This is a genomic window from Clostridium sp. AM46-21, from assembly GCF_003480025.1.
Taxonomy (GTDB): domain Bacteria; phylum Bacillota; class Clostridia; order Lachnospirales; family Lachnospiraceae; genus Coprococcus; species Coprococcus ammoniilyticus.
The window spans coordinates 41,791-64,556 of sequence record NZ_QUIB01000001.1 but is presented as its reverse complement, the minus strand read 5'-3'; the positions used below and the strand labels follow the sequence as shown (position 1 = coordinate 64,556).

Genomic DNA, 22,766 nt, shown 5'->3' with positions numbered 1-22,766 from the left:
TCTATTCACTCCAGTTATCTAACTCGTACTTTAATGTTGATAATATATCTTTCTCGTCGATCTTCTTTATAATCTGGCCTTTTTTGATCAGGATACCGCAGCCTTTTCCGCCCGCAATTCCAAGATCTGCTTCCTTGGCTTCGCCCGGTCCGTTTACAACACAGCCCATAACAGCAACCTTGATATTCAGATGATCATAATCGGCAACCAGTTTTTCTACCTGTTCTGCCAGTCCGATCAGATCAATCTCCGTTCTTCCACATGTTGGACAAGACACAAGTTCAATTCCTCCTGTACGGAGTCCAAGCGTCTTTAAGATCATCTTTGCTGTCATGATCTCATTGACCGGATCCCCTGTTAAAGATACACGGATCGTATCTCCGATTCCCTCATGCAGGATAATACCAAGTCCTACAGAGGATTTGATATTACCGCTCATAACCGTACCGGATTCCGTGATACCCACATGCAGCGGATAATTCGTCTGATCTGCAATCAGCTCATGTGCTTTTACACACATCATAACATCGGAAGATTTAATGCTGATGACCATATTGTCATATCCGCAGTCTTCGATCATATGAACCTTATCCAACGCACTCTCAACGATTCCTTCTGCTGTCACGCCATGGTATTTTTCAACTAATTCTTTTTCAAGGGAACCGCCGTTTACACCAACACGGATCGGTATATTTCGTTCCTTACATACCGCTACTACCTGTGCCAGCTTATCCTTACCACCGATATTACCCGGATTGATACGGATCTTATCTGCTCCCGCCTCAGCCGCTGCGATCGCCAGACGGTAATCAAAATGAATGTCTGCAACCAGCGGAATATGGATCTGTTTCTTGATCGCAGGGATTGCCGCCGCTGCCGCATCATCATTTACGGTGCTTCTGATGATGTCACAGCCTGCCTTTTCAAGTTTTAAGATCTGTGCAACTGTAGCATCTATATCACTGGTTTTTGTATTTGTCATCGACTGGATCAGGATCGGATTTCCACCACCGATCACCCGGTCTCCTATCTTTATAACTTTTGTATGATCTCTGTACATATTAACTCCTGTTCATCTAATGAAAGAATACATTCTTGATATCGTTAAATAATATCACAACCATCAACAGCATAACCAGAACAAATCCGATCAGCGTCACGATATTCTCCTTATCCTTCGGAACCTTCTTTCTCGTTACTGCTTCAATTAACAGGAAGATAAATCGTCCTCCATCCAAGCCCGGTATCGGCAGCAGGTTCATAACGCCAAGGTTTGCCGACAGCAGTACGATATAATTCATCCAGTTTAAGAACAGATCAAGCACACTGCTCTTTGCTGCCTCATTGAAGGTATCGTTCATGTTCTTCGCTACTCCGACCGGACCGGATACTTCATCCGAACTTACCTGACGGGTAACGATCAGCTTCAGGCTTAAGAAGGTTGCTTTTACCCAGTATCTGGTCTCATAAGCAGAATATTTACAAAGCTCTCCGAAGTTCTTCGGGAGCTGATAACCGACACTCATTATTCCGATCTTATAGCCATCCGGTGTCTTTGCCGGATGTACCGTCGTATCATAGACCGTTCCGTCTTCTTTCTCAAGTGTCAGATCAATCGGTGAACCATCTCCATAGATCTGAAGATAGATCTGTAACTCACGGAAATTTTTAACTGTACTTCCCTCAATCTTTAATACCCGATCGCCATCTGATATCCCGGCTTCTTCCGCCGGATATACACCATTAAAATATTCCTCGGCATTTTCGATCTGGTATTTTTCAATATTATCTTTATTGTATACTGCTCCTATGATCGCAGGATCACTTCCACAGAAATGAATGATCACCATGGAAAATAAAAATGCGATCACAAAGTTCATGGCAGGTCCTGCAAGTACAACCGCCATTCTTGCCCAGATGGATTTCTTCTCAAAGGAATTCTCATCATTTTCGTTTTCTTCATCATCTTCGCTGAGCATCATACAATAGCCGCCAAGCGGAATCAGCCGCAGCGTATACTGTGTTTCTTTCTTATGAAACTGAAACAGCTTCGGTCCGAATCCCATCGAAAACTCTTTTACTGTGATATGATTGATCTTTGCTACGATAAAATGTCCCAGCTCATGAAAGAAAATGATGACACCAAAAACAAGTATGATCAATATGATATTCAAAAACTAACACCCACTTTCAATAAATTCATATACTTCCTGCTCGGTTGCAAGAATCTCATCTATATCAGGATTTTCAATCAATTTATGATGATCCATGGATGCACGGATGATATCATAGATATCAAGAAAATCGATTTTTCTATCTAAGAACTGCTTTACTGCATATTCATTTGCAGCATTGAATACTGTAGGCATCGAACCACCGATCCCAATTGCCTCATATGCGTATCGTAACCCAAGAAAGGTATTCATATCCGGTGTCTCGATCACAATCGATGAAAGCTTCGTAAAGTCAAGACGATCTCCCGGCATGTATCTTCGTTCCGGATAGAACAGCGCATACTGGATCGGCAGCTTCATATCCGGCGTACCGAGCTGTGCGATCACTGCTCCATCTTTATATTCTACCATTGAATGAATGATACTCTGCGGCTGGATCACAACCTGAATATTTTCCGGTGCTACATCAAATAACCATTTTGCTTCAATAACTTCCAGACCTTTATTTACCATCGTTGCTGAATCAATGGTGATCTTTCTTCCCATGCTCCAGTTTGGATGCTTTAATGCGTCCTCTAATTTCACATGCTTTAAAAACTCTCTGCTCTTGCCACGAAATGGTCCACCAGATGCTGTCAACAGAATTTTTTCAATGGAATCATGTGTATTTCCCTGCAATGACTGGAAGATTGCCGAATGTTCACTGTCAACCGGAAGGATCGATACTCCTTTTTCCTTTGCAAGCGGCATAATAATATGTCCCGCTGTAACCAGAGTTTCTTTATTTGCAAGGGCAATGTCTTTTCCCGCTTTAATCGCTGCCACAGTCGGGCGGATACCGATCATTCCTACAATAGCGGTAACTAATATATCCGATGTCTTGTATTCTGCAATCTCGATCAGCCCATCCATGCCTGATACGACACGGATATCCATATCCTTCAGACGATCTTTTAATTCATCTGCCAGCTTCTCATCCCACAGACCAACGATCTCCGGTCGGAACTCTCTCGCCTGCTTCTCTAATAAGTCTATGTTTCTTCCTGCTGATAAAGCACAGATTTTTATATCCTGATTCCATCTTGCGATCTCAAGTGTCTGTGTTCCTATAGATCCTGTGGATCCAATGATAGCTACATGTTTCATATTTGTTCTCCTTTACCCATTTCAAACATCTGTATCTAACATTTTTTATCTGTCTGCACTATTTCCAATGCGACATAAAGGAAAAGCAGCGTAATTATGAGCACAGTTCATCTGTACGCTCTCCCACACTGCTTTTTCTGATTACAACAAATATAATATAAGATAATACATAATTGGTGCTGTAAATATAATGCTGTCAAACCGGTCAAGGATTCCGCCATGCCCCGGTATCAGCTTGCCATAATCTTTGATATCATTATTTCTCTTGATTGCAGAAGCCGCCAGATCCCCGATAACTGCAGGCAGCGCACATACAGCTCCGATCAATGCAAATATCCATACAGAATGTGCAACCTGCATGAAATGATTATAAATCAAACCAAATACAACACCTAATATTCCTGCTCCAACAATTCCGCCGATCAGACCCTCGATACTCTTCTTCGGACTTAAGATCGGTGACATCTTGTGCTTACCGATCGCGCGTCCGACCAGATAGGCACAGGTATCATTACCCCATGAGCTGACAAAGATCAGCAGAACAAGAATCAGTCCATGTTTCATATCTCGTATGAGATACACATACGACAACATTACACCTACATATACAAATGCAAAAAATGCCGCCATGATCTCTTTATCTTTGTAATTCGGATATGTGAGCACATAGATTGCAAGGATGACCAGCATATAGACCGCGATCAACGGTAATATAAACTGATGCAGGTCAAAATACAACAATGCATAATAAAAAACCGTTGCACCGTAAGCTGCATATCCAAGTTCTTTCTTGTTCAGCCCATATATACGAAGTAACTCCATCACACCGATCAGCGAAACCGCACACATTACCAGACATGTAAGTGCTCCGCCAAAATAAAGTGTGATTGCTGCAATGATCACCAGGATCACTGCACTGATTGCCCGTTGTTTAAACATATTATTTCCTCTTTATTTTACCCCGCCATACCGACGGTCTCTATGACTGTAATACCGACATGCATTAACCAGCTCGTCCATATCAAAGTCCGGCCATAACACATCCGTAAAATAAAATTCTGAATATGCGATCTGCCATGGAAGAAAATTCGATGTCCGAAGCTCTCCGCTGGTACGAATCAACAGATCCGGATCCGTCAGTTCCTTTGTATCAAGGTAGGCACTGACTGTATCCTCTGTAACCGCATCCGGTGATAACTTTCCAGCCATACAGTCGGATGCAATCCGTCTGACCGCTCTTGTGATCTCATCCCGTCCGCCATAGTTAATCGCTACAGAAAACTGAAGTCCTGTATTATTTGCTGTAGCTTCCTCCAGATTATCCATCTTCTCTACGATATCCTTCGGAAGGTCCTCACGCTTACCAATGATCCTTATGCGCATGTTATTCCGGTTGGATCGCTCGATGCTGTCAACCAGATACTTACGGAAAATATTCATGATCGTAGATACTTCCTCTACTGAACGTTTCCAGTTCTCGGTAGAAAATGCGTATACAGTCAGGTATTTAATACCAAGTTCATCTGCATTCTCGCATGTTCGCTCGATTGCCTTTGCGCCCTCTGAATGTCCATAGGTTCTTGGCATCAGTCGTTTCTTCGCCCATCTTCCGTTTCCATCCATGATGATCGCAACATGCTCCGGAATATTGATCATTTCTCCATTTATTTCTTTATTCATACTTACTCCAAATTAAACAGTTAATATCTCTGTTGATTTCTTCTCAATAGCCTTATCGATCAGACCAACATATTTGTCTGTCATCTTCTGGATCTTATCCTCGTTTGTCTTTAATTCATCCTCTGATATATCTCCGGCTTTCTCCATCTTCTTGATTGCGTCATTTGCATCTCTTCTGATATTACGGATAGCAACTTTTGCATTCTCACCTTTTTTCTTAATATCCTTAACGATTTCTTTTCTTCTTTCCTCTGTCAGTTCAGGGAAATTCAGGATGATATTCTTACCGTCATTGTTTGGTGTCAGGCCCAGATCTGAATTCAGGATTGCCTTCTCGATCGCCTTTACCAGTGATGGCTCCCATGGTGCGATCATCAGCGTTCTTGCTTCCGGTACGGTGATATTTGCAAGCTGCTGCATCGGTGTTGGCACGCCATAATATTCCACCTTGATCTTATTTAAAATGTTAGGGTTGGCACGTCCTGCACGGATCGTAGCATATTCCCCTTCCAGGTTTTCAACTGTCTTCGTCATTTTCTCTTCGTACTGTGTCAACATATCTTTGTTCCTCCTGTTTATTTATACGTTCACATATGTTCCTGTAAAGCCACCGGTAACGGCCTTTACAATACTGTCTTCACCATTTAAGCCGAATAACATCATCGGCATTTTGTTTTCCATAGCAAGAACTGCAGATGCAAGATCGATAACTCCAAGCTTATTATCAACAATATCTTTCATCTGCATGCTGTCATATTTCTTTGCATTTGGATTTGTCTTAGGATCACTGTCATATACGCCGTCAATTGCTTTTGCAGATAAGACTACATCTGCCTTTACTTCAACCGCCATAAGAACAGTTGCCATATCTGTTGAGAAATACGGATGTCCGATTCCTCCGGCAAAGAAAACAACTTCTCCCTGCTCCATATATTCTACAGCTTTATCACGGTTGAACAGCTCTGTCATTGTTCCGCATGCAAATGGTGTCATGATATGTGATTTGATTCCAAATACACGAAAAGCATCTGCGGTATAGATACAGTTCATAACAGTTGCAAGCATGCCGATCGAATCTGCTTTTACACGATCCATATTTTCTGAGGTTCTGCCACGCCAGAAATTACCACCACCGATTACTACACAAAGCTGGATTCCTTTATCCAGGATCTTCTTTACCTGTCCGGCAACATCATATACAGTCTTTTCATCAAAGCCCTGCTTTTTTTCTCCGGCAAGTGCTTCTCCACTAAGTTTCAATAACACTCTGTTCATTTCCATAATTGTAACCTCTTATGTTTTCTCAAAATTTTTCTATCCTAGTATAGCACAATATAACTATATTTCAAACAGGAAGTTGGAAAGATTTTATTCAAATTATCGAAGCTCCGGATCTGTTCTCCATAACAAAAAGAACACCACAAAATCTGACTGGTTTCATGATGTTCTTTCGTTTCTGGTATGTTTCTATATACTATTTATTAACGATTGAATCCGGATCATCATCTACTGTAAACGTATCCAGATCGATCTGGTTATAATATCCTGTATCGTTGATAATATTTGCACTGATATTTTTAACTGTCTGGGATGGAACATAATCATAATCGTTAAACAGATATCTGTGAAGAACGACTACATTGTTCTCCAGATCTCCTGCTACAACCAGACTTCCCTTACTTCCAAGTGTTGGTGTTGACCATGTAAATGGGAAACCGGTTGAGGATTCCAGTTTGTAATTGAAGCAGTTCGTTGCAAGATCCATAATCTCTTTCTTTGTAAGGCTGGAGCTGATATCATCTACAACTGCATTCAGGCAGTCATTTAACTTGGAGATTCCGGCACTCTTTGCCTTTTCGATCATAAGGCTGATAACCTTTCTCTGTCTCCATGCTCTGGTGATATCACCCTGGTCTGTACTTCGGATTCTTGCATATGCGGTAGCCTGAACACCATCAAGATGTACAACACCTGTATCATATACATACGTAGACTGGATGCCATTGACTCTCTGCTGTTCATCGATACACTGATTCAGCTTGTCAAGCTCGCTGGACTTCAATTCGATATCAAGACCGCCAAGTGCATCGATTGCTTCTGTCAATGCCTTGAAGTTTACAGTTACATAAGCTGTAATATTCAGGTCAAGGTTCTTGTTCAATGTATTGATCGCCTCTGAAGCTCCGCCATAAGCATAAGCATGTGTGGCCTTCTCATAGCTCTTGGAATCATTTGCAAGCTCCAGATATGTGTCACGATATACGGAAGACATCTTAACCTCCTGTGTATCATTGTTAATGCTTACAATGATGATTGCATCGGATCGTGCTCCGCTTTCTACCATATCAATATCACGGCTATCTACACCGAATAATGCGATCGTTGTATAACCGGTCATCTTCTTTACGGTTTCTTCTGCAAGGTCATCATTCACCTTAACGTCTTTTAACTCTTCAAAATTCATTTTATTAAATGCTGAATTGATATAAGCATTTACAAAAAGGACACCTCCAAGAATGATCACCAGTATTTCTGCTATAAGTGCAATGATCCATGGTTTGTTTTTGCTCTTTTTCTTCTTTTTTCCGGAAGATCTGCGCTCAGCAGATTTTTTCTGTGCCCGCTTTGCTGCTGTATCTTCCATATCATCATAATCGTCGAAATCTTCATCGCTAAAAATATTATCGCTCATTATTCATTCTCCTATACGTTTGTGTATATGTTTCATCTCAACAGAACTATTTTTCGTACAAAATGTCAATTTTCCACGAACAAACAAGGTGTATTCTACTACAAATAATATTCAAATTCAACCTGTTCATAAAAATATAACATTTACGCCGGACTGTCTTCTTTATTCGCCCAGGATAAATTTGTCAATAACCGGAACCAGACCATCTTCATCATTTGAGAGTGTAACATAATCTGCATGTTCCTTTACGATCTCCTGTGCATTTGCCATCGCCACACCGACACCCGCATATTCGATCATCGTCAGATCGTTATATCCATCTCCGCAGGCAACCAGATCCTTTACATCCATGTGCAGATATTCCAGAAGCTTTTCAAGAGATGTTGCCTTATGCACACCCTTTGGCATGATCTCAACAAAGAAAGGCTCGGAACGGAAAACAGTAACCGAATCTCCATACAGGGCTGCCAGCTCCTGCTCCACCTGCTCTGCAACATCAGGTTCTGCTGTCAGCAGGCACTTATTGATCGGGAAGTCAATAAAGGAACGAAAATCCTCCACCTGTACGATCTCCATACGATTGATCCTTGCCTCAAGACTCATATAATCATCAACCGGGGTTCCTGTTACAACGATGTCATCCTTATAAGTCACCATCCCAATCTTTTTCTCAACACAGTAATCATATATTTTTCTTGCAATCTCATTATCTACACATGCCTGATATGCGATCTCACCTGTTTTATAATTCACGATACGTCCGCCATTGAATGCCAGCACATATCCACCATACTGATTCAGTTCCAGTTCATCCGCAATCTTCCGGATTCCAGGCAGCGGCCGTCCGGATGCAATTGCCACAACATGTCCTTTTTTCTGGATCTCCATGATCTTATCCAGTGTAGGCTTTGTGATCTCTTTTTTCGAATTAGTCAATGTACCATCAATATCAAGTGCTATTATCTTCTTCATCTTGTTATCTCCACGTTTATCTTCAATTTGTAATGATCAAGTTGATAATATATAGTAGTTTCACCTCTTTGTCCAGTAGTTTCCCCGAAAAAATGCGATTCTATTGTAATTGACGGTGCGATTGTATTATAATAATCAATCATAAATGCATCTTTTTTATTAAATTTCGGAGTTTTGGCATGAATTATACGATCTATATAAAAGAAAAGAATCTGGCACTAAATATAAAAGCGGCTGTTCATGAATATATCAAGCGGCTGTCACCTTTCTGTAAAGCTACAGTCTGTTGTGATGGCAAAAAAAAAGTTGCCTTTGCAAGTAGCGATATCAATATCCTGATCACCCCTGACCAGACAGGCAAGCACACGATCTCTTCCGAAGCCTTTGCCCGAATGATCTCTGACTATGCTCTGGGCGGATATTCAAAAATCAGTTATTTTATTGGATTTTCTCCGGATGATCTGCCGATTTTATCCAATCAGACCTTTTCCGTTTCCAGTATGACATTATCTAACGAGATCTGCTTGATTGCCTTTACGGAACAGCTCTATCGTGCCTATACCATCAATAACAACATTACTTATCACAAATAATACGAATCTGGTCAAGCAACATGACACGCATCAACTGATGTGGGAATGTCATATCCGAAAAACTCATTTTCACATCTGCACATCTGACCAGTTCGTTTGAAGTTCCCAGAGAACCACCGATCAGAAAGGATACTGCTTCATATTCCCGCTCTTCTGCCTGACGGATAATTGCCGCGAACTGTTCGGTTGTATATTTTTTACCTTCTATGCAAAGAGCGATCACAAAATCTTTTTTACCGATACTTGCAAGACTGTTTCTGCTTTCTGTTTCAATAATCTTCTGCTTTACAGCATCGGATGCATTCTTCGGTATTTTTTCATCCTCACTCTGAATGATCTCTACCCGGTTCTTTTTATTGATCTGTTTACAGAGTTCCTGTATCTGACTGCTATAATATTCTTCTTTTATCTTTCCAACACATATGATCTTGAACAGCATCATGCATCTCCATTTTCTATCTCTGATCCAGCTTTATCTGGTCAAACAATTTCTTTTCCGCTTCATTTTTCTTATGCGTAAACATACTGACAATGATCGTTACCGCCAAAGCAAATACAAAGGATGCAGTTCCCGCACTCAGTTCTGTTGATACCGCCAGTGTATTTCCTTCTATCATCGGTACAAAATACCAGACAGAACAAACCGCAAGCCCTGTAAACAGTCCTGCAAAAATTCCCGGTCTGCTTGCTGCTCGCCAGACAACTGCCAATATACATGGAGCTGCCATTGCAGATGCATACTCCCATGAAACCGTGATCAGTTTCTGATACTCCGGCTTCCATATACCGACGATCACCAGTAATGCGCCTGAAAGAATAACCAGCAGGCCTATATCTGCCACATTCTGCTGTTTTTCATTCCTGATCCATTTCATTTTTGGCAGAAGTCCCCGAGCTACTTCCATACTCATTGCAAATATACGCTCGGTCAGACACAACAACGTAATAACCAAAACTCCAAGTATAACATATCGGATCTCTGTCGGAACTTCCAGCTTATGACATAAGGCTGCAATATAAGTCCGGAGCAGTTCGTCAATTCCAGAATCAAGCGTCACCTTTAACGGATAAATACATACTGCATTTAACAATGACCAGACACTGATCACAACAATCATCACGCCTGTATACAGGATTGACAACACCCGTCCACGATCCAGCTCATGACTGTCCTTTGCTTCAAATGCTCCATTAAATAAAAATGGAAGTCCAAGACAGCCAAGTCCCATACCGACCATGGATATAATATATGTAACACCGGTCTGTGTGCCGTTATAATACAGAATATTCAGATATACACTGGTTCCGCCCTTCATATGCAGCTTTCCATAAATATCGAGAAGCTCCGATGGTTTATTTACCATAAACAAACTGATGACCAGCACAAAGAATACAAACAGCAATATTATATAGAAGATACTCCTTATTACACTTCTTACTTTATTTCCGAGTATACACATATAAATGCTTAAGCTCACCACGATTCCTACGGCAACCCAGTGATATTCCATGCCAACCGTCTTGCTGATCACCTTACTCCCATATTCCAGCAATGCTGCAGTCATAGACAGAAGGATCAGCAGCCATACAACAAGAAAGCTGTCCTTTAATATAACCGACCGGTATCTGTCATATAAAAATTCCCACATACTTCCGATGGTCTTCCGGGAAAGATCCCGATAAGAACGGAGCCGCTTTACCAGAAACAACCAGGCAAATGTTGTACCGACAAACAGACCAATATTGATAAAACACACACCGGCTCCATATACTCCGATCACCGGTGGCAGCAGGACCAATGACCAGAGCAGCATCTCTGCCATTGAATTATTTCCAGCCAGCAGTGCCCCGTTTAATGTATTTTGATCATTCTGAAATAAATATTTTCTTTTGCTTCTGCTCATATCAAAGACTCCTTCAAACCCACCCGGGTTCCGATCATTTTTTACTGCTTTATGTTCTCACTATCCGCTTCTTCGTGTCAAGTCTCTTTTTATATAATTTTTCTATATTTCTTTTTTATTTCTATTATATTATTACAAATTTGTAAGCATCCTAATAAAAAATATAGAACAAGAAAACTATCTATGTTATAATATCCAAGCATGTAAATTTTGTTTTACATAGTCATTACATGATTTTGACATTTATTCAGAAGGTAATTTTTATTCACAGGAGGATATGGAAGTGGACTTTTTTTCAATTCTGACTTTACTTGGAGGCGTAGGACTGTTCCTGTTTGGAATGAACATGATGGGCGATTCCCTGAAGAATCTGGCAGGAGGAAGTCTGGAACGGATACTTGAAAAACTGACAACCGGTAAGAGTCAGGCAACCGGCGCGATTAAGGGCTTTGGTCTTGGTACCGGTGTAACAGCGATCATTCAGAGTTCTGCAGCAACTACGATCATGCTGATCGGTTTTGTAAATGCCGGCATCATGAAGCTTGGTCAGGCGATCCCTGTTGTATTTGGTGCCAATGTCGGTAGTACCGCAACCGCGCAGATTTTACGTCTTGGTGATCTTGGCGAAGATATGTTTATCCTCAAATTATTAAAACCGTCTTCTTTTGCACCCGTTCTGATCGGTATTGGTGCTTTTATCATTCTGTTTGCCCATAAGAAAAACATAAAGATATCGCCGGTATCTTAGTCGGTCTTGGTATCTTATTCCTTGGTATGAATACAATGGAAGCTGTGTTCGCTCCTTTAAAAGAATCTGAAGCATTCCAGAATCTGTTCATTTCTTTCAGCAATCCACTCCTTGGTATCCTGATTGGTCTTGTCTTAACAGCGATCATCCAGAGCTCCTCTGCTTCAGTCGGTATCCTTCAGGCATTATCCTCAACAGGAGTTGTTTCCTATGGTTCTTCGATCCCTATTATTATCGGTATTAATATAGGAAAATGTTTCGCCATCCTGCTCGGCAGTATCGGTGCAAACAAAAAGGCAAAACGTGTTGCCATGTCCTATCTGTTATTTAATATTATCGGTGCGATTTTCTTCGTTGTTGTGATCTATGGACTTCAGTTGTTTATCACCTTCCCATTCATAGATAAGATCATCAACCGTGGTGTAATCGCAAACCTACATTTTATGTTTAACTTTATCATTGCGATCCTGCTGCTTCCATTCGCAAATAAGATCGCAGATCTGACCGGTAAGATCATCGGCGACGATAAAGAATCCAAAATTGACAAAGAGCTTGCATCTCTCGATCCAATGCTTCTTGATACACCAAACATTGCTCTTACCCAGGCGCAGAAGGTAATGTTCTCCATGACAGACTCCATCAAGGAAAACTTCGAACTTGGAAGTCAGTTATTATCGGAATATAATGAAGAAACTGCTGGAAAACTTCTGGAAAATGAGATGTTCATTGATAAATGTGAAAGTGCGTTAAACGAATATCTGTTAAAGATCACCTCCAAGCGGCTGCATTCATCCGAACGAAAGCTGGCATCTGAATTATTAAACAGTGTCAGTGACCTGGAACGAATCGGTGACCACTGTGAAAATCTTCTGATCGTCGGCAGAAAGATCACCGATGAAAAAATCTCCTTCTCCACACAGGGAACCATGGAGATCAATACGCTCTTACAGGCTACAGCCAATATCATTGATACAACCTTTATGGCATTCAAAAACGATGATTTAACGGCTGTCTCCCGTATCGAGCCACTTGCTCAGTCAATCACAGAGGTAAAAGAGATCATCAAAGATCACCATGTTATCCGTTTACAGACCGGAGACTGCGATATCGACGGTGGTTTTGCTCTTGTAGATATCCTGACCAGTCTGGATCGTATCGGAAGTCACTGTTCTAATATCGGACTTCATATTGCAAAGAAATTAACTACAGATTCCTTTGACGAAATGCACGGTCATATCTACACAAATGGATATAAGACCTCCGAAGAATATAAAGCACTCTACTGCTACTACATGTCTCTGTACTCTGATCCGATCACCGAAAAGTATAAGGCGAGCCTGCCAGAGCTGGAACATAAGATCTCGCAATCAGATGCAAATAAATCTTCTGCTTCGAAATCTGTGGATCTGAACACAGCTAAGGCAGATAAAAACGAACAGCAGGCAAAAAAAGAGCCTAAATTAAAAGAGATCAAGAAGACAAAGATTGAAAAAGTAAAACAGAAGAAAGACTCTAAGAAAAAATAAAGATTATTCTGATAATAAGCATTATAAAAAGATACTCTGATCACGGGATCATACAGGTCCTTTGCTTTCAGAGTATCTTTTTTATTTCCTTTTATTCTTTAATACTGCATTTTATTATTATTTGATCTTGTATCTCGTTTAGACAGATATACATAATGACTCTATCTCAATCACGGCTTTCAATTACAATTAATAATCCGGATTCAAATTCGATTAGACCGCACTCTGCAATCAGCTCATTGCTGACGCCGATGCTTTCTCCAAGCTTCAATGTAAGCCCCTGTGCATTATAATAAAAACCCTGAAGTGTTACACCGGTCACCTGTTCCGTATATGGAAGCAGTGACACATATCTGTATGCATCGGTACGCTTCACGATATGTTGGTGTGCTGTCATCGTGATCCTGTTATGCTCGTCGATCAGATATGCCGATATTTCGGTCTCTGCAAACTGCTTTAATAAGCCAATATTGGCAAGAGTATGATCCATACGGGTTCCGGTTGCTCCAACCAGAATTACTTCATCCGGTCTGATCTCCTGCTCCAGTATATAAGAGATTGCAACATGGGTATCTGTAAAATCCTTATGTGTATCCAGATCCAGAAATTCTGTCTTTTCCCGATATGATGCTACAATATCTGTCTTTGCCGAATCAAAATCTCCAATAACCAGATCCGGAAGTATGTCACATTCCTGACAGATTTCAAGTCCTTTATCACATGCTATTATTTTTTGAAAATCATAATCGGAAAGAACCGTTTCAAGCACTTTTTTTGAAACGGTTCCTCCTGTAACAACTAAATATCGATTCATATATCCTGTTACCTGTTCCGGCAGACAGCAGATCTGCTTTCTGCCTTTTTATTACTTTCTATTGTATTTCTGAAAAAATCTTATGGAAGGCTTTTACATTCTCAACCTTATCTCCCTTGAATACTGCAGATCCGGCAACTAATACATTTGCACCTGCCTGAATGATCTCAGCCACATTAGAAAGAGTGACACCGCCGTCTACCTGAATATCTGTCTGAAGTCCACGGCTGTTTAACAGTGCTCTGGTCTCTGTAATCTTCCGAAGGGAAGATGGAATAAACTTCTGTCCTCCAAAGCCCGGATTTACTGACATGATCAGAATCATATCTACATCCTCTAATACATAATCAAGTACCGATAATGGTGTTGCAGGATTTAATGCAACTCCGGCTTTCATTCCCAGCTCTTTTATGGCTGCGATGGTTCTGTGAAGGTGCTTGCAGGCTTCTGCATGTACTGTTACGATATCTGCTCCACAATTCTTATAATCCTGTAAGAAACGCACCGGTTCATCAATCATAAGATGAACATCAAACACCTTATCAGATACCGGACGAACACTCTTGATAACCGGTGCTCCAAATGAAATATTCGGCACAAAGGACCCATCCATAACATCCAGATGAATATATTCACTTCCTGCCTGATCTATGATCTGTATATCTTCTGCCAGATGTCCAAAATCCGCAGACAATACTGATGGGGACAGCTTTAACATTACCATTTCCTCTTTTCCTTTAATTCGTTGTATATCATAACATAATCATCATACCGCATCTTACTGATTCTGCCATCGCTGACAGCTTTCTTTACCAGGCATCCCGGTTCACTAATGTGATTACACATGTTAAATTTACAGGTTCCTGTATATGCTGCAATCTCAGGAAAATACAGCTTCAGATCTTCTGCTTCGATTCCTTCTGTATATAACGAACTGAAACCCGGTGTATCCATAATATAAGTATCATCATCTACAAACATCAGCTCTGAATGTCTCGTTGTATGTTTTCCACGCTGGATCTTTTCACTTAAACCTCCCGTCTGCACATTGGCATCCGGAAATAATGAATTCAGTGTCGATGACTTGCCTACACCTGAAGGTCCTGCAAATACCGTTGTTTTTCCTTTTATAACTGCTTCCAACACATCAATCCCATAGCCGCTTTCGGCACTGATAAACAATACCTCATAGCCACTCTTTGTATAAGATCTGCATATATCTTCACTCTGACGAAAGCCCTCCAGATCCACTTTATTAAAGCAGATCACTGTAGAAACCTCATGCTGCTCCATATTGATCAGAAAACGGTCAAGCAGATTGAAGTTAGGTGCTGGTGCAGACACTGCAAAAATAATTACAGTCTGATCTACGTTTGCAACTGCAGGTCTGTTTAACCAGTTAAATCTGGGCAATATATCTTCAATATTGCCCAGATTCTTCTCTTCATCTAATATCTCTATCTCAACATTATCGCCTACCAAAGGTTTAATCTTTCGATTCCGGAAGACACCCTTTGCTTTACATTCATATGTGATGCCGTTTTCACAGACAACATAGTAGAAACCACCAATGCCTTTTATGATCTTACCTGTCATACCTGCACCTATTCCTTTGTAAAGGATGCTGACAAGCCACTGGTGTTAAAGCTTGATGTTACATCCTGTCCTTCTGAATCTGTGATCATAACCGTAAATGTACCGGAATCCTCTGATAAACCGCTGATGGAATCTGCTCCGCCGATATCCAGTGGGAAGGACTCCTCTCCGGCTGCTCCGGAATATATCTTATAAGTTGCATCTCCGATCGTATAAGATACGGTCACTGATACATTACCTGCTGCCTCAAAATCATATCCTGCATTTGTGATAGCACCTGTAAATTTAACTGTATAGGAAACTGTTTCCGGTCCGTCACTGATCACATACTTGATCGTTGAACCTTCTTCTACCTTACTGTCTGCATCAATTTCCTGGCTGATCACCTTTCCTGCTTTTACATCATTACTGTATGCATGGCTTGGATTTCCAACCAATCCTGCATCACTCAGCAGAGATTCTGCTTCCTTCTCTGTCTTACCTACCAGATTTGGCACCGGTACATCCTGTACCTCTTTACCATTGCTGACAATGATCTTAACAGTAGAACCCTCCGGCTGCATTGTCTTTGCTTCCGGCGACTGATTGATTACATAATTTTTCTCTACTGTATCGTCATATTCATAACCATGGGTAACCGTAAAGCCTGCTTCTGTAAGCAAGGTTGTTGCCTGGTCATCGGAATATCCTCTGACATCCGGAACTTCTTTATCTTCCTTGCCTTCTGAAACCGTTACAACAATCTCCTCATCTGCTGAGACCGCCGTTCCTTCGTCTACGCTCTGACTGATTACATAGCCCTCCTGAACGTCATTGTCCTTCTTTGTTTCAAATGTATAATTTGTGAATCCTGCTTTTTTCAGTTCTTCTTCTGCTGCTGTTTTATACAGACCTACTACATTGACCATTGGAATCGTTGCCTGTTCACTTGTAGTAACATCATCTGTACTGGCATCACTGTTCTCATCTGTATCGTCAGTACTTTCTGTTGCTTCCGTAGTCGTCGGTGTATCTGTCGTATCCTTCTTTCCGGAGAATAGCTTGAAACCGGCAATCTTCGAAATCAATAATGCAACAAGGATTGCAATGATAACTACAACTGCAATACTTGATATCATAATGATCTTTTTCAGTTTTGGATCCAGCTCATCCAGTTCTGCATCGTCATCATCTTCCGGCTGTCTGAGTTCTTCCTCGTCCTCCTCCTCATCGTCGTCATCATCAAACAGATTATCAAATTTGGAAGGTGGTATGATCGGTGTGTCTTCCGGATGCTCTTCCGGTTCCAAATCTTCCTCATCCAACACAGGCTCATTCATCTGCCTTCCTTCTTTGATTGCTTTCATTTCATCCGAGGTCATTTCAACCGTTGGCGAACTTGGCACGATTGGAGGCACAACAACACAGTCAATATCCGGATTTGCCTGCACGCGCTTCAGATCTGCGATCAAAGCACTTGCTGTCAGATATCTGCGCTCTGCCTTCTTCTGTGTGCATTTCAAAATAATCTTTTCCAGACTCGTCGGTATGTCCGGATAATATTCTCTAGGGGAGATCATCTCACCCTGTATATGCATCAATGCAACCGCAACATTATTCTCTCCCTCAAATGGCACATGTCCGGTTACCATTTCATACATAGTGATACCAAGCGAATAAATATCACTTCTTTCATCACTGAAGCCGCCTCTTGCCTGCTCCGGGGAAATATAATGAACACTTCCCATGGCATTTGCTGTCATAGTATTGGAAGAAGCTGCTCTTGCAATACCAAAATCTGTAACTTTGATTCCGCCATTTTTTGACACAATAATATTCTGTGGCTTTATATCTCTGTGGATCGTATGATTCTGATGGGCTACTTCCAGTCCCTGTGCGATCTGGATCGCAATATTAATTGCCTCATCTGATTTCAGTCTTCCCTTTTCCTGAATATATTCCTTTAAGGTAATTCCTTCTACCAGTTCCATTACGATATAGTAAATGCCATTGTCCTCCCCGACATCATATACATTTACGATATTCGGATGGGATAATCCGGCTGCTGACTGCGCCTCGATCCTGAATTTTGTTACAAAATTCACATCGGAACTGAATTCCGGCTTTAAAACTTTTATTGCTACATATCGGTTCAGCACATGGCATTTTGCCTTATAAACCTCAGACATTCCGCCCGTACCGATCAATTCTATTATCTCATAACGATTACTGAGTATCATTCCTGGATTTAACATGTTTACACCTCTCACTATTTTACAGCAACCACAACGGAGATATTATCTTTTCCTCCGTAATAGTTCGCTCTGTCAATCAATTTTTCAACCGCTGCTGTAATATCCCCGCTGTCTTCCATCACGATTTCTTTTATCTCATCATCCTCGATCATATTGGTCAAGCCATCTGAACATAACAAAATCCTGTCATTTTCCTTCATATCTAACTCAAAGAAATCGATCATGACCTTATCTGATATTCCCAGTGCTCTGGTTATTATATTTTTTTCGGGGTGATTTCTGCCTTTATTTCTGTCTAACTGTCCGGATCGTATCAATTCCTCCACAAGGGAATGATCCAGAGTTACCTGTCTGATATCATTATCTATAAAATACAGCCGGCTGTCCCCGATGTTTGCAACATACAGGGCATCTTCCTCACATACAGCCGCCACAAGGGTCGTTCCCATCCCTTTCAGATCTTCGTTCTCCCTTGCCATTCTGTATATCTTATCATTTGCATAAACAATCGCTCTTTTTAGAACGGATACCGAATTGTTCAACGTGCTTTCTTTTATATATTCTGTTACACATTCAATCGCAGTCCTTGATGCAACATCACCAGCTTTATGACCACCCATACCGTCTGCTACTATGTACAGATTTGGCAGTGGCCCAATTGGCTCATCACAAAAGAAAATGCTGTCCTGATTCTGGGCTCGTTTCTTACCGATGTCTGTTCTACCATCCGATCTCATCTGATGCCTCCCGTCTAAAAAGTCTCTTTTGCCTCTTCATATTTTCTTCGAAGCTGTCCACAGGCAGCATCAATATCTCTGCCCATACTTCTTCTTATTGTAACATTTATATCTTTCTTTTCAAGTATATATTTGAATTTTTCAACAGAATCACCGAGTGAACGACAATACTCACGCTCTTTGATCGGATTTACCGGAATCAGATTCACATGTCCATGCATATTTTTTAGAAGCTCCGCCAGCTTATATGCATGCTCCGGTGTATCATTTTCATCCTTCACCAATGAATATTCAAAGGTTACCCTTCTGCCTGTTTTTTCAAAATAATACCTGCATACTTCCATCAGTTCTGCGATCGAATACTTATTTGCAATCGGCAACAGTTTTCTTCTGTCTTCATCCGTCGGACTATGAAGAGACAAAGCAAATGTAATAGAAAGTTCCTCATCTGCCAGTTTTTTTATTTGTGGAACCAGTCCGCAGCTTGAAACCGTAATATTTCTCTGGCTGATATTTTTGCCCCGCTCGTCATTGATGATCCGGATGAAACGGATCAGATTATCATAATTATCCAGAGGCTCTCCGGTTCCCATTACAACAATATTTGACACGCGTTCTCCTGTGATCCGTTCGATTGCATAGATCTGATCAAGCATCTCTGATGCTTCCAGATTCCGAATCAGACCGCCTATTGTAGAGGCGCAGAACCGGCATCCCATACGGCATCCGACCTGAGAAGAGATACAGACGGAGTTGCCATGCTTATACCGCATCAGCACACTTTCCAATACATTTCCATCCTGTAAACGGAACAGAAATTTATTGGTTCCATCCTGTTTTGATACCAGTCTGGTCACCTCTTCTACACCATGCATGCCCTGCTTTTTTATCTCCTCGATCAGTTTCTTTGGAACATTTGTCATTTCTTCCGCATCTGCAATTCCTTTTTCATGCACCCATTCAAATATCTGTTTTGCACGGAATGCCGGCTGTCCGACTGCCTGTACCCAGACTGCCAGTTCATCAAACATCATGGAGCGGATATCCAGTTTTTTTATATCTTCTATCTCTGTAAACATATCTTTCTCTTCCTGAACCATAGAATAACCGGAAAAGTGCTCTGCTCTCCGGTATCAATTTTCTTATCTGCTATTTCCGTCTGCGCAATCTTGAAATAAAAAATCCATCGCAGTGATCCACTCCCTGCAGCAAAGTGATATACCCTTTTTCTGCACGTTTTTTTAAACATTCCGGCATATAGTCAGAAAGGCTTTCCAGTTCGTACTCTTCATGTGCCTTTAAAAATGCTGTCACGTTTTCTTCATTCTCGATCCGGTCGATCGTACAGGTGGAATAGATCAGTGTTCCTCCCGGTTTTACATAGGCGGCACAGACATCCAGAATCGTCTTTTGTATTGCTGCAAGTTCTCTTACCATATCCTCTGTTACATGATATTTAATATCATTTTTTCTCGCCATAACACCAAGTCCGGAACAGGGAAGATCTGCAAGAACAACATCTGCTTTCTCAATCATATCCGGATCCGGAATCGCTGCATCCCATACCTTTGTTGATACGTTATGAAGCTCTAACCGTTCCAAATTCTCATCGATCTTATCAACCTTTTCTTCTGAGATATCACGCGCATATACATGTCCCTGTTCTCCGGTCTGTTCTGCCGCATACATGGTCTTTCCGCCGGGAGCTGCACAGACATCAAGAATCACATCACCCGATCTGATCCCTGCTGCAAGCACCTGCAGGCTGGAGCTCTCATCCTGAACCGTAAACAAGCCTTCATGGAATCCCGGAACCGTACGGATATAATCATATCCTGAAATAATCAGGGACGTCTGATTATAATATCCTTTTTCTACTTTTATGCCTTTTTCGATCAGAATATTCCGAAATTTCTCAGTTGTCGTCTGCATCGTATTTACACGGATCGTTGTGCCACGCTCCTGTTCGCCTGCCTGTAGGATCTGCTCTAACTGGTCTGTACTGTATTCCTTTAACAGAAATCCCACCAGCTCCTCCGGAACTGAATATTTCACAGACAGATATGATTCTACACCATCCTCCATGGAAGGATAAGTAATTGCAGCTTTGTTCCTGCATACACTCCGGAGCACGCCATTTACATACCCTTTTAATGTCCGGAACCCTCTTTTTCCTGTCAGGTTCACATATTCATTACAGGCAGCTTCATCCGGTACTGCATCCATATAAAAGATCTCATATGCTGCCATCCGTAAAATACAGCGGATGACCGGCTTACATTTTTTAATTTTTGTTTTTGAAAATTGATTAAGAATATAATCCAATCTGATCTTCTGCTCTGTTACACCCTCCGTCAACCGGCTGATGTAAGCACGTTCTTTTTTATTCATAAATTGATTTGCCCGGAGTGCTCCACCTAGAGCATCCCCTGCAAATCGATCATTACGGTCAATATCAAGCAGAATATCCAGAACGATCTCTCTTGAAGTTTTACTCATATATCATCTGACCTGTCTTAAGTTTATTTCCTGCAAGAAATGCTGCACAATCCATCGGCTTCTTGCCTTCCGGCTGAAGCTTTCTTATCATTAATGCTCCATTTCCACATGCAACCGTAAAGTTTTTCTTCGTCACACGAACGATCATTCCCGGAACGATCTGTGTTCCATCCTCCAATGCCTCCTCCGGTTGTTCACAAACGGAAGCCTCATAGATCCGTACAGTCTTCTGATTCATCTTCGTATAAGCAACCGGCCATGGCTGTAACCCACGGATCAGTCGTTCCAGAGAAGCTGCATCTTTTGTAAAATCAAGCTCTCCCATTTCTTTCTTCAGCATGGATGCGTAACAGCTTAACGAATCATCCTGTGGTGTCCGTATAGCTGTATGGTTTTCAAGCTTTGAAAGTGTAGACAGGATCAGCTCTGCACCTGCGTCTGCAAGTTTATCGTGAAGCGTAACTCCGGTATCGGTATCTTTGATCGGAACAACCGTCTTTTCGATCATATCTCCGGTATCTAATCCCTTTGCCATATACATCGTAGTAACACCGGATTCTGTCTCACCATTAATGATCGTCCACTCAATCGGAGCTGCTCCTCTGTATTTTGGAAGCAGTGACGCATGGATATTGATGCATCCGTACTGTGGAATATTTAAGATAGATTCCGGAAGGATCTGTCCATAGGCTGCTACAACGATAGCATCCGGCTGATAATCCCGGATAATCTGAACATTTTCTTCCTCCCTGAGTTTTATCGGCTGATAAACTGGTATATCAAGGGAAAGTGCCTTTTCCTTAACAGGTGTCGGCTGAAGTGTTTTTCCTCTTCCCTTCGGTTTATCCGGCTGCGTAAAACATGCAAGAACCTTGTGTCCTGCATCTACGATTGCCTGCAAAGGCTTTACAGCAAATTCAGGGGTTCCCATATATATAATATTCATACGATTGTATCTGCCTCCTTATAGTCATCTGGTAATTCTTTTATTCTGTCTCGTATAAGCCATCTTCTACTTTATCTTTATATAAGATCCCATCCAGATGGTCAGTCTCATGGCAAATTGCCCGTGCCAGAAGTCCTTCCCCTGTTACTGTGATCTCATTCATATCTCGATCCAGAGCTTTGCACACAACATGCATAGGTCTTGTCACCTGACCAACCTTACCCGGAAGGCTCAGACAGCCTCATCTCCGGTCTGTTCGCCGGAAGTCTCTATGATTTCCGGATTAATGAGCGTCAACGGATTCTTATCTCCGATATCAATTACAACGATTCTTTTTACAATTCCTACCTGTGGCGCTGCAAGCCCGACACCATTTGCCTCATACATGGTATCAAACATATCATCGATCAACTGAGATAACCGTGGAGTCATCTCCTTAACAGGCTTACATATCTTTCTTAAAATACTGTCGCCATCGATTCTTATCTTTCTTGTTGCCATCTCA

22 protein-coding genes and 1 pseudogene are annotated in these 22,766 nt (G+C 41.4%); 3 read left to right on the top strand and 20 right to left on the bottom strand.

What is annotated here, in order from left to right:
* Position 1: 1 nt before the first annotated feature.
* The 9 genes from ispG to DW959_RS00295 all read right to left on the bottom strand — a co-directional run bounded on the left by ispG (position 2) and on the right by DW959_RS00295 (position 8,664).
* Positions 2-1,060 carry a flavodoxin-dependent (E)-4-hydroxy-3-methylbut-2-enyl-diphosphate synthase gene (gene ispG, locus DW959_RS00335; protein ID WP_118614893.1) on the bottom strand — a complete coding sequence of 353 codons (1,059 nt, stop codon included), beginning with the start codon at positions 1,058-1,060 and terminating at the stop codon, positions 2-4.
* Positions 1,061-1,076: 16 nt separating this feature from the next.
* Positions 1,077-2,174 carry a M50 family metallopeptidase gene (locus DW959_RS00330; protein WP_021943257.1) on the bottom strand — a complete coding sequence of 366 codons (1,098 nt, stop codon included), beginning with the start codon at positions 2,172-2,174 and terminating at the stop codon, positions 1,077-1,079.
* A 3-nt stretch (positions 2,175-2,177) separates the two neighbouring features.
* Entirely contained in the window at positions 2,178-3,320 is a 1,143-nt protein-coding gene (locus tag DW959_RS00325; protein ID WP_117822791.1) for a 1-deoxy-D-xylulose-5-phosphate reductoisomerase, read from the bottom strand.
* A gap of 141 nt (positions 3,321-3,461) precedes the next feature.
* The gene (locus tag DW959_RS00320) at positions 3,462-4,259 is read right to left on the bottom strand and encodes a phosphatidate cytidylyltransferase (RefSeq protein WP_118614890.1); all 798 of its coding nucleotides are present in this window, start codon (positions 4,257-4,259) and stop codon (positions 3,462-3,464) included.
* 12 nt (positions 4,260-4,271) lie between these two features.
* Entirely contained in the window at positions 4,272-5,000 is a 729-nt protein-coding gene (locus DW959_RS00315; protein ID WP_118614887.1) for an isoprenyl transferase, read from the bottom strand.
* A gap of 12 nt (positions 5,001-5,012) precedes the next feature.
* Positions 5,013-5,558 carry a ribosome recycling factor gene (gene frr / locus DW959_RS00310; protein ID WP_021943254.1) on the bottom strand — a complete coding sequence of 182 codons (546 nt, stop codon included), beginning with the start codon at positions 5,556-5,558 and terminating at the stop codon, positions 5,013-5,015.
* Between the two features lie 21 nt (positions 5,559-5,579).
* Positions 5,580-6,281: a UMP kinase gene (gene pyrH, locus DW959_RS00305; protein ID WP_021943253.1), complete on the bottom strand. Its 702-nt coding sequence runs from the start codon at positions 6,279-6,281 to the stop codon at positions 5,580-5,582.
* Between the two features lie 193 nt (positions 6,282-6,474).
* Complete coding sequence (locus tag DW959_RS00300) at positions 6,475-7,692, bottom strand: LCP family protein (protein ID WP_021943252.1); 1,218 nt, start codon at positions 7,690-7,692, stop codon at positions 6,475-6,477.
* Positions 7,693-7,854: 162 nt separating this feature from the next.
* The gene (locus tag DW959_RS00295) at positions 7,855-8,664 is read right to left on the bottom strand and encodes a Cof-type HAD-IIB family hydrolase (protein ID WP_117807706.1); all 810 of its coding nucleotides are present in this window, start codon (positions 8,662-8,664) and stop codon (positions 7,855-7,857) included.
* 179 nt (positions 8,665-8,843) lie between these two features.
* Here DW959_RS00295 and DW959_RS00290 point away from each other — a divergent pair, with 179 nt between their 5' ends.
* Complete coding sequence (locus tag DW959_RS00290; protein ID WP_118614884.1) at positions 8,844-9,257, top strand: 23S rRNA (pseudouridine(1915)-N(3))-methyltransferase RlmH; 414 nt, start codon at positions 8,844-8,846, stop codon at positions 9,255-9,257.
* On the opposite strand, the gene DW959_RS00285 is transcribed toward DW959_RS00290, so the two are convergent.
* Both DW959_RS00285 and DW959_RS00280 read right to left on the bottom strand, forming a co-directional pair.
* On the bottom strand, positions 9,241-9,699 hold the full coding sequence (locus DW959_RS00285; RefSeq protein WP_243023268.1) for a 23S rRNA (pseudouridine(1915)-N(3))-methyltransferase RlmH: 459 nt from the start codon (positions 9,697-9,699) through the stop codon (positions 9,241-9,243). The two genes, DW959_RS00290 and DW959_RS00285, sit on opposite strands and share 17 nt — an antisense overlap.
* A 13-nt stretch (positions 9,700-9,712) precedes the next feature.
* Entirely contained in the window at positions 9,713-11,161 is a 1,449-nt protein-coding gene (locus tag DW959_RS00280; RefSeq protein WP_118614878.1) for a hypothetical protein, read from the bottom strand.
* A gap of 283 nt (positions 11,162-11,444) precedes the next feature.
* On the opposite strand from DW959_RS00280, the gene DW959_RS14790 reads away from it, so the two are divergent.
* A complete protein-coding gene (locus DW959_RS14790; protein ID WP_279220973.1) occupies positions 11,445-11,909 on the top strand; it encodes a Na/Pi symporter in 465 nt (154 codons plus the stop codon).
* A 26-nt stretch (positions 11,910-11,935) separates the two neighbouring features.
* The gene (locus DW959_RS14785; protein WP_279220972.1) at positions 11,936-13,435 is read left to right on the top strand and encodes a Na/Pi symporter; all 1,500 of its coding nucleotides are present in this window, start codon (positions 11,936-11,938) and stop codon (positions 13,433-13,435) included.
* Between the two features lie 166 nt (positions 13,436-13,601).
* On the opposite strand, the gene DW959_RS00270 is transcribed toward DW959_RS14785, so the two are convergent.
* From DW959_RS00270 to def, 9 genes and pseudogenes are all read right to left on the bottom strand, one after another.
* Entirely contained in the window at positions 13,602-14,249 is a 648-nt protein-coding gene (locus tag DW959_RS00270; protein ID WP_117807711.1) for a thiamine diphosphokinase, read from the bottom strand.
* Positions 14,250-14,307: 58 nt separating this feature from the next.
* Complete coding sequence (gene rpe, locus DW959_RS00265) at positions 14,308-14,967, bottom strand: ribulose-phosphate 3-epimerase (RefSeq protein ID WP_117784975.1); 660 nt, start codon at positions 14,965-14,967, stop codon at positions 14,308-14,310.
* Entirely contained in the window at positions 14,967-15,845 is an 879-nt protein-coding gene (rsgA, locus tag DW959_RS00260) for a ribosome small subunit-dependent GTPase A (protein ID WP_117822797.1), read from the bottom strand. The genes rpe and rsgA overlap by 1 nt, the downstream gene beginning before the upstream one ends.
* Before the next feature lie 8 nt (positions 15,846-15,853).
* Complete coding sequence (gene pknB, locus DW959_RS00255) at positions 15,854-18,079, bottom strand: Stk1 family PASTA domain-containing Ser/Thr kinase (protein WP_117822799.1); 2,226 nt, start codon at positions 18,077-18,079, stop codon at positions 15,854-15,856.
* Positions 18,080-18,093: 14 nt separating this feature from the next.
* The gene (locus DW959_RS00250; protein WP_117822801.1) at positions 18,094-18,816 is read right to left on the bottom strand and encodes a Stp1/IreP family PP2C-type Ser/Thr phosphatase; all 723 of its coding nucleotides are present in this window, start codon (positions 18,814-18,816) and stop codon (positions 18,094-18,096) included.
* A 14-nt stretch (positions 18,817-18,830) separates the two neighbouring features.
* Complete coding sequence (gene rlmN, locus DW959_RS00245) at positions 18,831-19,895, bottom strand: 23S rRNA (adenine(2503)-C(2))-methyltransferase RlmN (RefSeq protein WP_226801112.1); 1,065 nt, start codon at positions 19,893-19,895, stop codon at positions 18,831-18,833.
* Positions 19,896-19,965: 70 nt separating this feature from the next.
* Entirely contained in the window at positions 19,966-21,315 is a 1,350-nt protein-coding gene (gene rsmB / locus DW959_RS00240; RefSeq protein WP_117822805.1) for a 16S rRNA (cytosine(967)-C(5))-methyltransferase RsmB, read from the bottom strand.
* Positions 21,308-22,261 (bottom strand): methionyl-tRNA formyltransferase, encoded by a 954-nt coding sequence (gene fmt, locus DW959_RS00235; RefSeq protein ID WP_117822807.1) that lies wholly within the window; start codon positions 22,259-22,261, stop codon positions 21,308-21,310. Before fmt ends, rsmB begins: the two co-directional genes overlap by 8 nt.
* A 40-nt stretch (positions 22,262-22,301) precedes the next feature.
* Positions 22,302-22,762: pseudogene (gene def / locus DW959_RS00230) on the bottom strand (peptide deformylase).
* Positions 22,763-22,766 lie beyond the last annotated feature (4 nt).

Excerpts from the sequence above, each read along its gene's own strand:
- ispG (WP_118614893.1), bottom strand. The coding sequence starts at position 1,060 with ATGTACAGAGATCATACAAAAGTTATAAAGATAGGAGACCGGGTGATC.
- DW959_RS00325 (WP_117822791.1), bottom strand. The coding sequence starts at position 3,320 with ATGAAACATGTAGCTATCATTGGATCCACAGGATCTATAGGAACACAG.
- DW959_RS00320 (WP_118614890.1), bottom strand. The coding sequence starts at position 4,259 with ATGTTTAAACAACGGGCAATCAGTGCAGTGATCCTGGTGATCATTGCA.
- DW959_RS00315 (WP_118614887.1), bottom strand. The coding sequence starts at position 5,000 with ATGAATAAAGAAATAAATGGAGAAATGATCAATATTCCGGAGCATGTT.
- frr (WP_021943254.1), bottom strand. The coding sequence starts at position 5,558 with ATGTTGACACAGTACGAAGAGAAAATGACGAAGACAGTTGAAAACCTG.
- pyrH (WP_021943253.1), bottom strand. The coding sequence starts at position 6,281 with ATGGAAATGAACAGAGTGTTATTGAAACTTAGTGGAGAAGCACTTGCC.
- DW959_RS00300 (WP_021943252.1), bottom strand. The coding sequence starts at position 7,692 with ATGAGCGATAATATTTTTAGCGATGAAGATTTCGACGATTATGATGAT.
- DW959_RS00295 (WP_117807706.1), bottom strand. The coding sequence starts at position 8,664 with ATGAAGAAGATAATAGCACTTGATATTGATGGTACATTGACTAATTCG.
- DW959_RS00290 (WP_118614884.1), top strand. The coding sequence starts at position 8,844 with ATGAATTATACGATCTATATAAAAGAAAAGAATCTGGCACTAAATATA.
- DW959_RS00285 (WP_243023268.1), bottom strand. The coding sequence starts at position 9,699 with ATGATGCTGTTCAAGATCATATGTGTTGGAAAGATAAAAGAAGAATAT.
- DW959_RS00280 (WP_118614878.1), bottom strand. The coding sequence starts at position 11,161 with ATGAGCAGAAGCAAAAGAAAATATTTATTTCAGAATGATCAAAATACA.
- DW959_RS14785 (WP_279220972.1), top strand. The coding sequence starts at position 11,936 with ATGAATACAATGGAAGCTGTGTTCGCTCCTTTAAAAGAATCTGAAGCA.
- DW959_RS00270 (WP_117807711.1), bottom strand. The coding sequence starts at position 14,249 with ATGAATCGATATTTAGTTGTTACAGGAGGAACCGTTTCAAAAAAAGTG.
- rpe (WP_117784975.1), bottom strand. The coding sequence starts at position 14,967 with ATGTTAAAGCTGTCCCCATCAGTATTGTCTGCGGATTTTGGACATCTG.
- rsgA (WP_117822797.1), bottom strand. The coding sequence starts at position 15,845 with ATGACAGGTAAGATCATAAAAGGCATTGGTGGTTTCTACTATGTTGTC.
- pknB (WP_117822799.1), bottom strand. The coding sequence starts at position 18,079 with ATGTTAAATCCAGGAATGATACTCAGTAATCGTTATGAGATAATAGAA.
- DW959_RS00250 (WP_117822801.1), bottom strand. The coding sequence starts at position 18,816 with ATGAGATCGGATGGTAGAACAGACATCGGTAAGAAACGAGCCCAGAAT.
- rlmN (WP_226801112.1), bottom strand. The coding sequence starts at position 19,895 with ATGTTTACAGAGATAGAAGATATAAAAAAACTGGATATCCGCTCCATG.
- rsmB (WP_117822805.1), bottom strand. The coding sequence starts at position 21,315 with ATGAGTAAAACTTCAAGAGAGATCGTTCTGGATATTCTGCTTGATATT.
- fmt (WP_117822807.1), bottom strand. The coding sequence starts at position 22,261 with ATGAATATTATATATATGGGAACCCCTGAATTTGCTGTAAAGCCTTTG.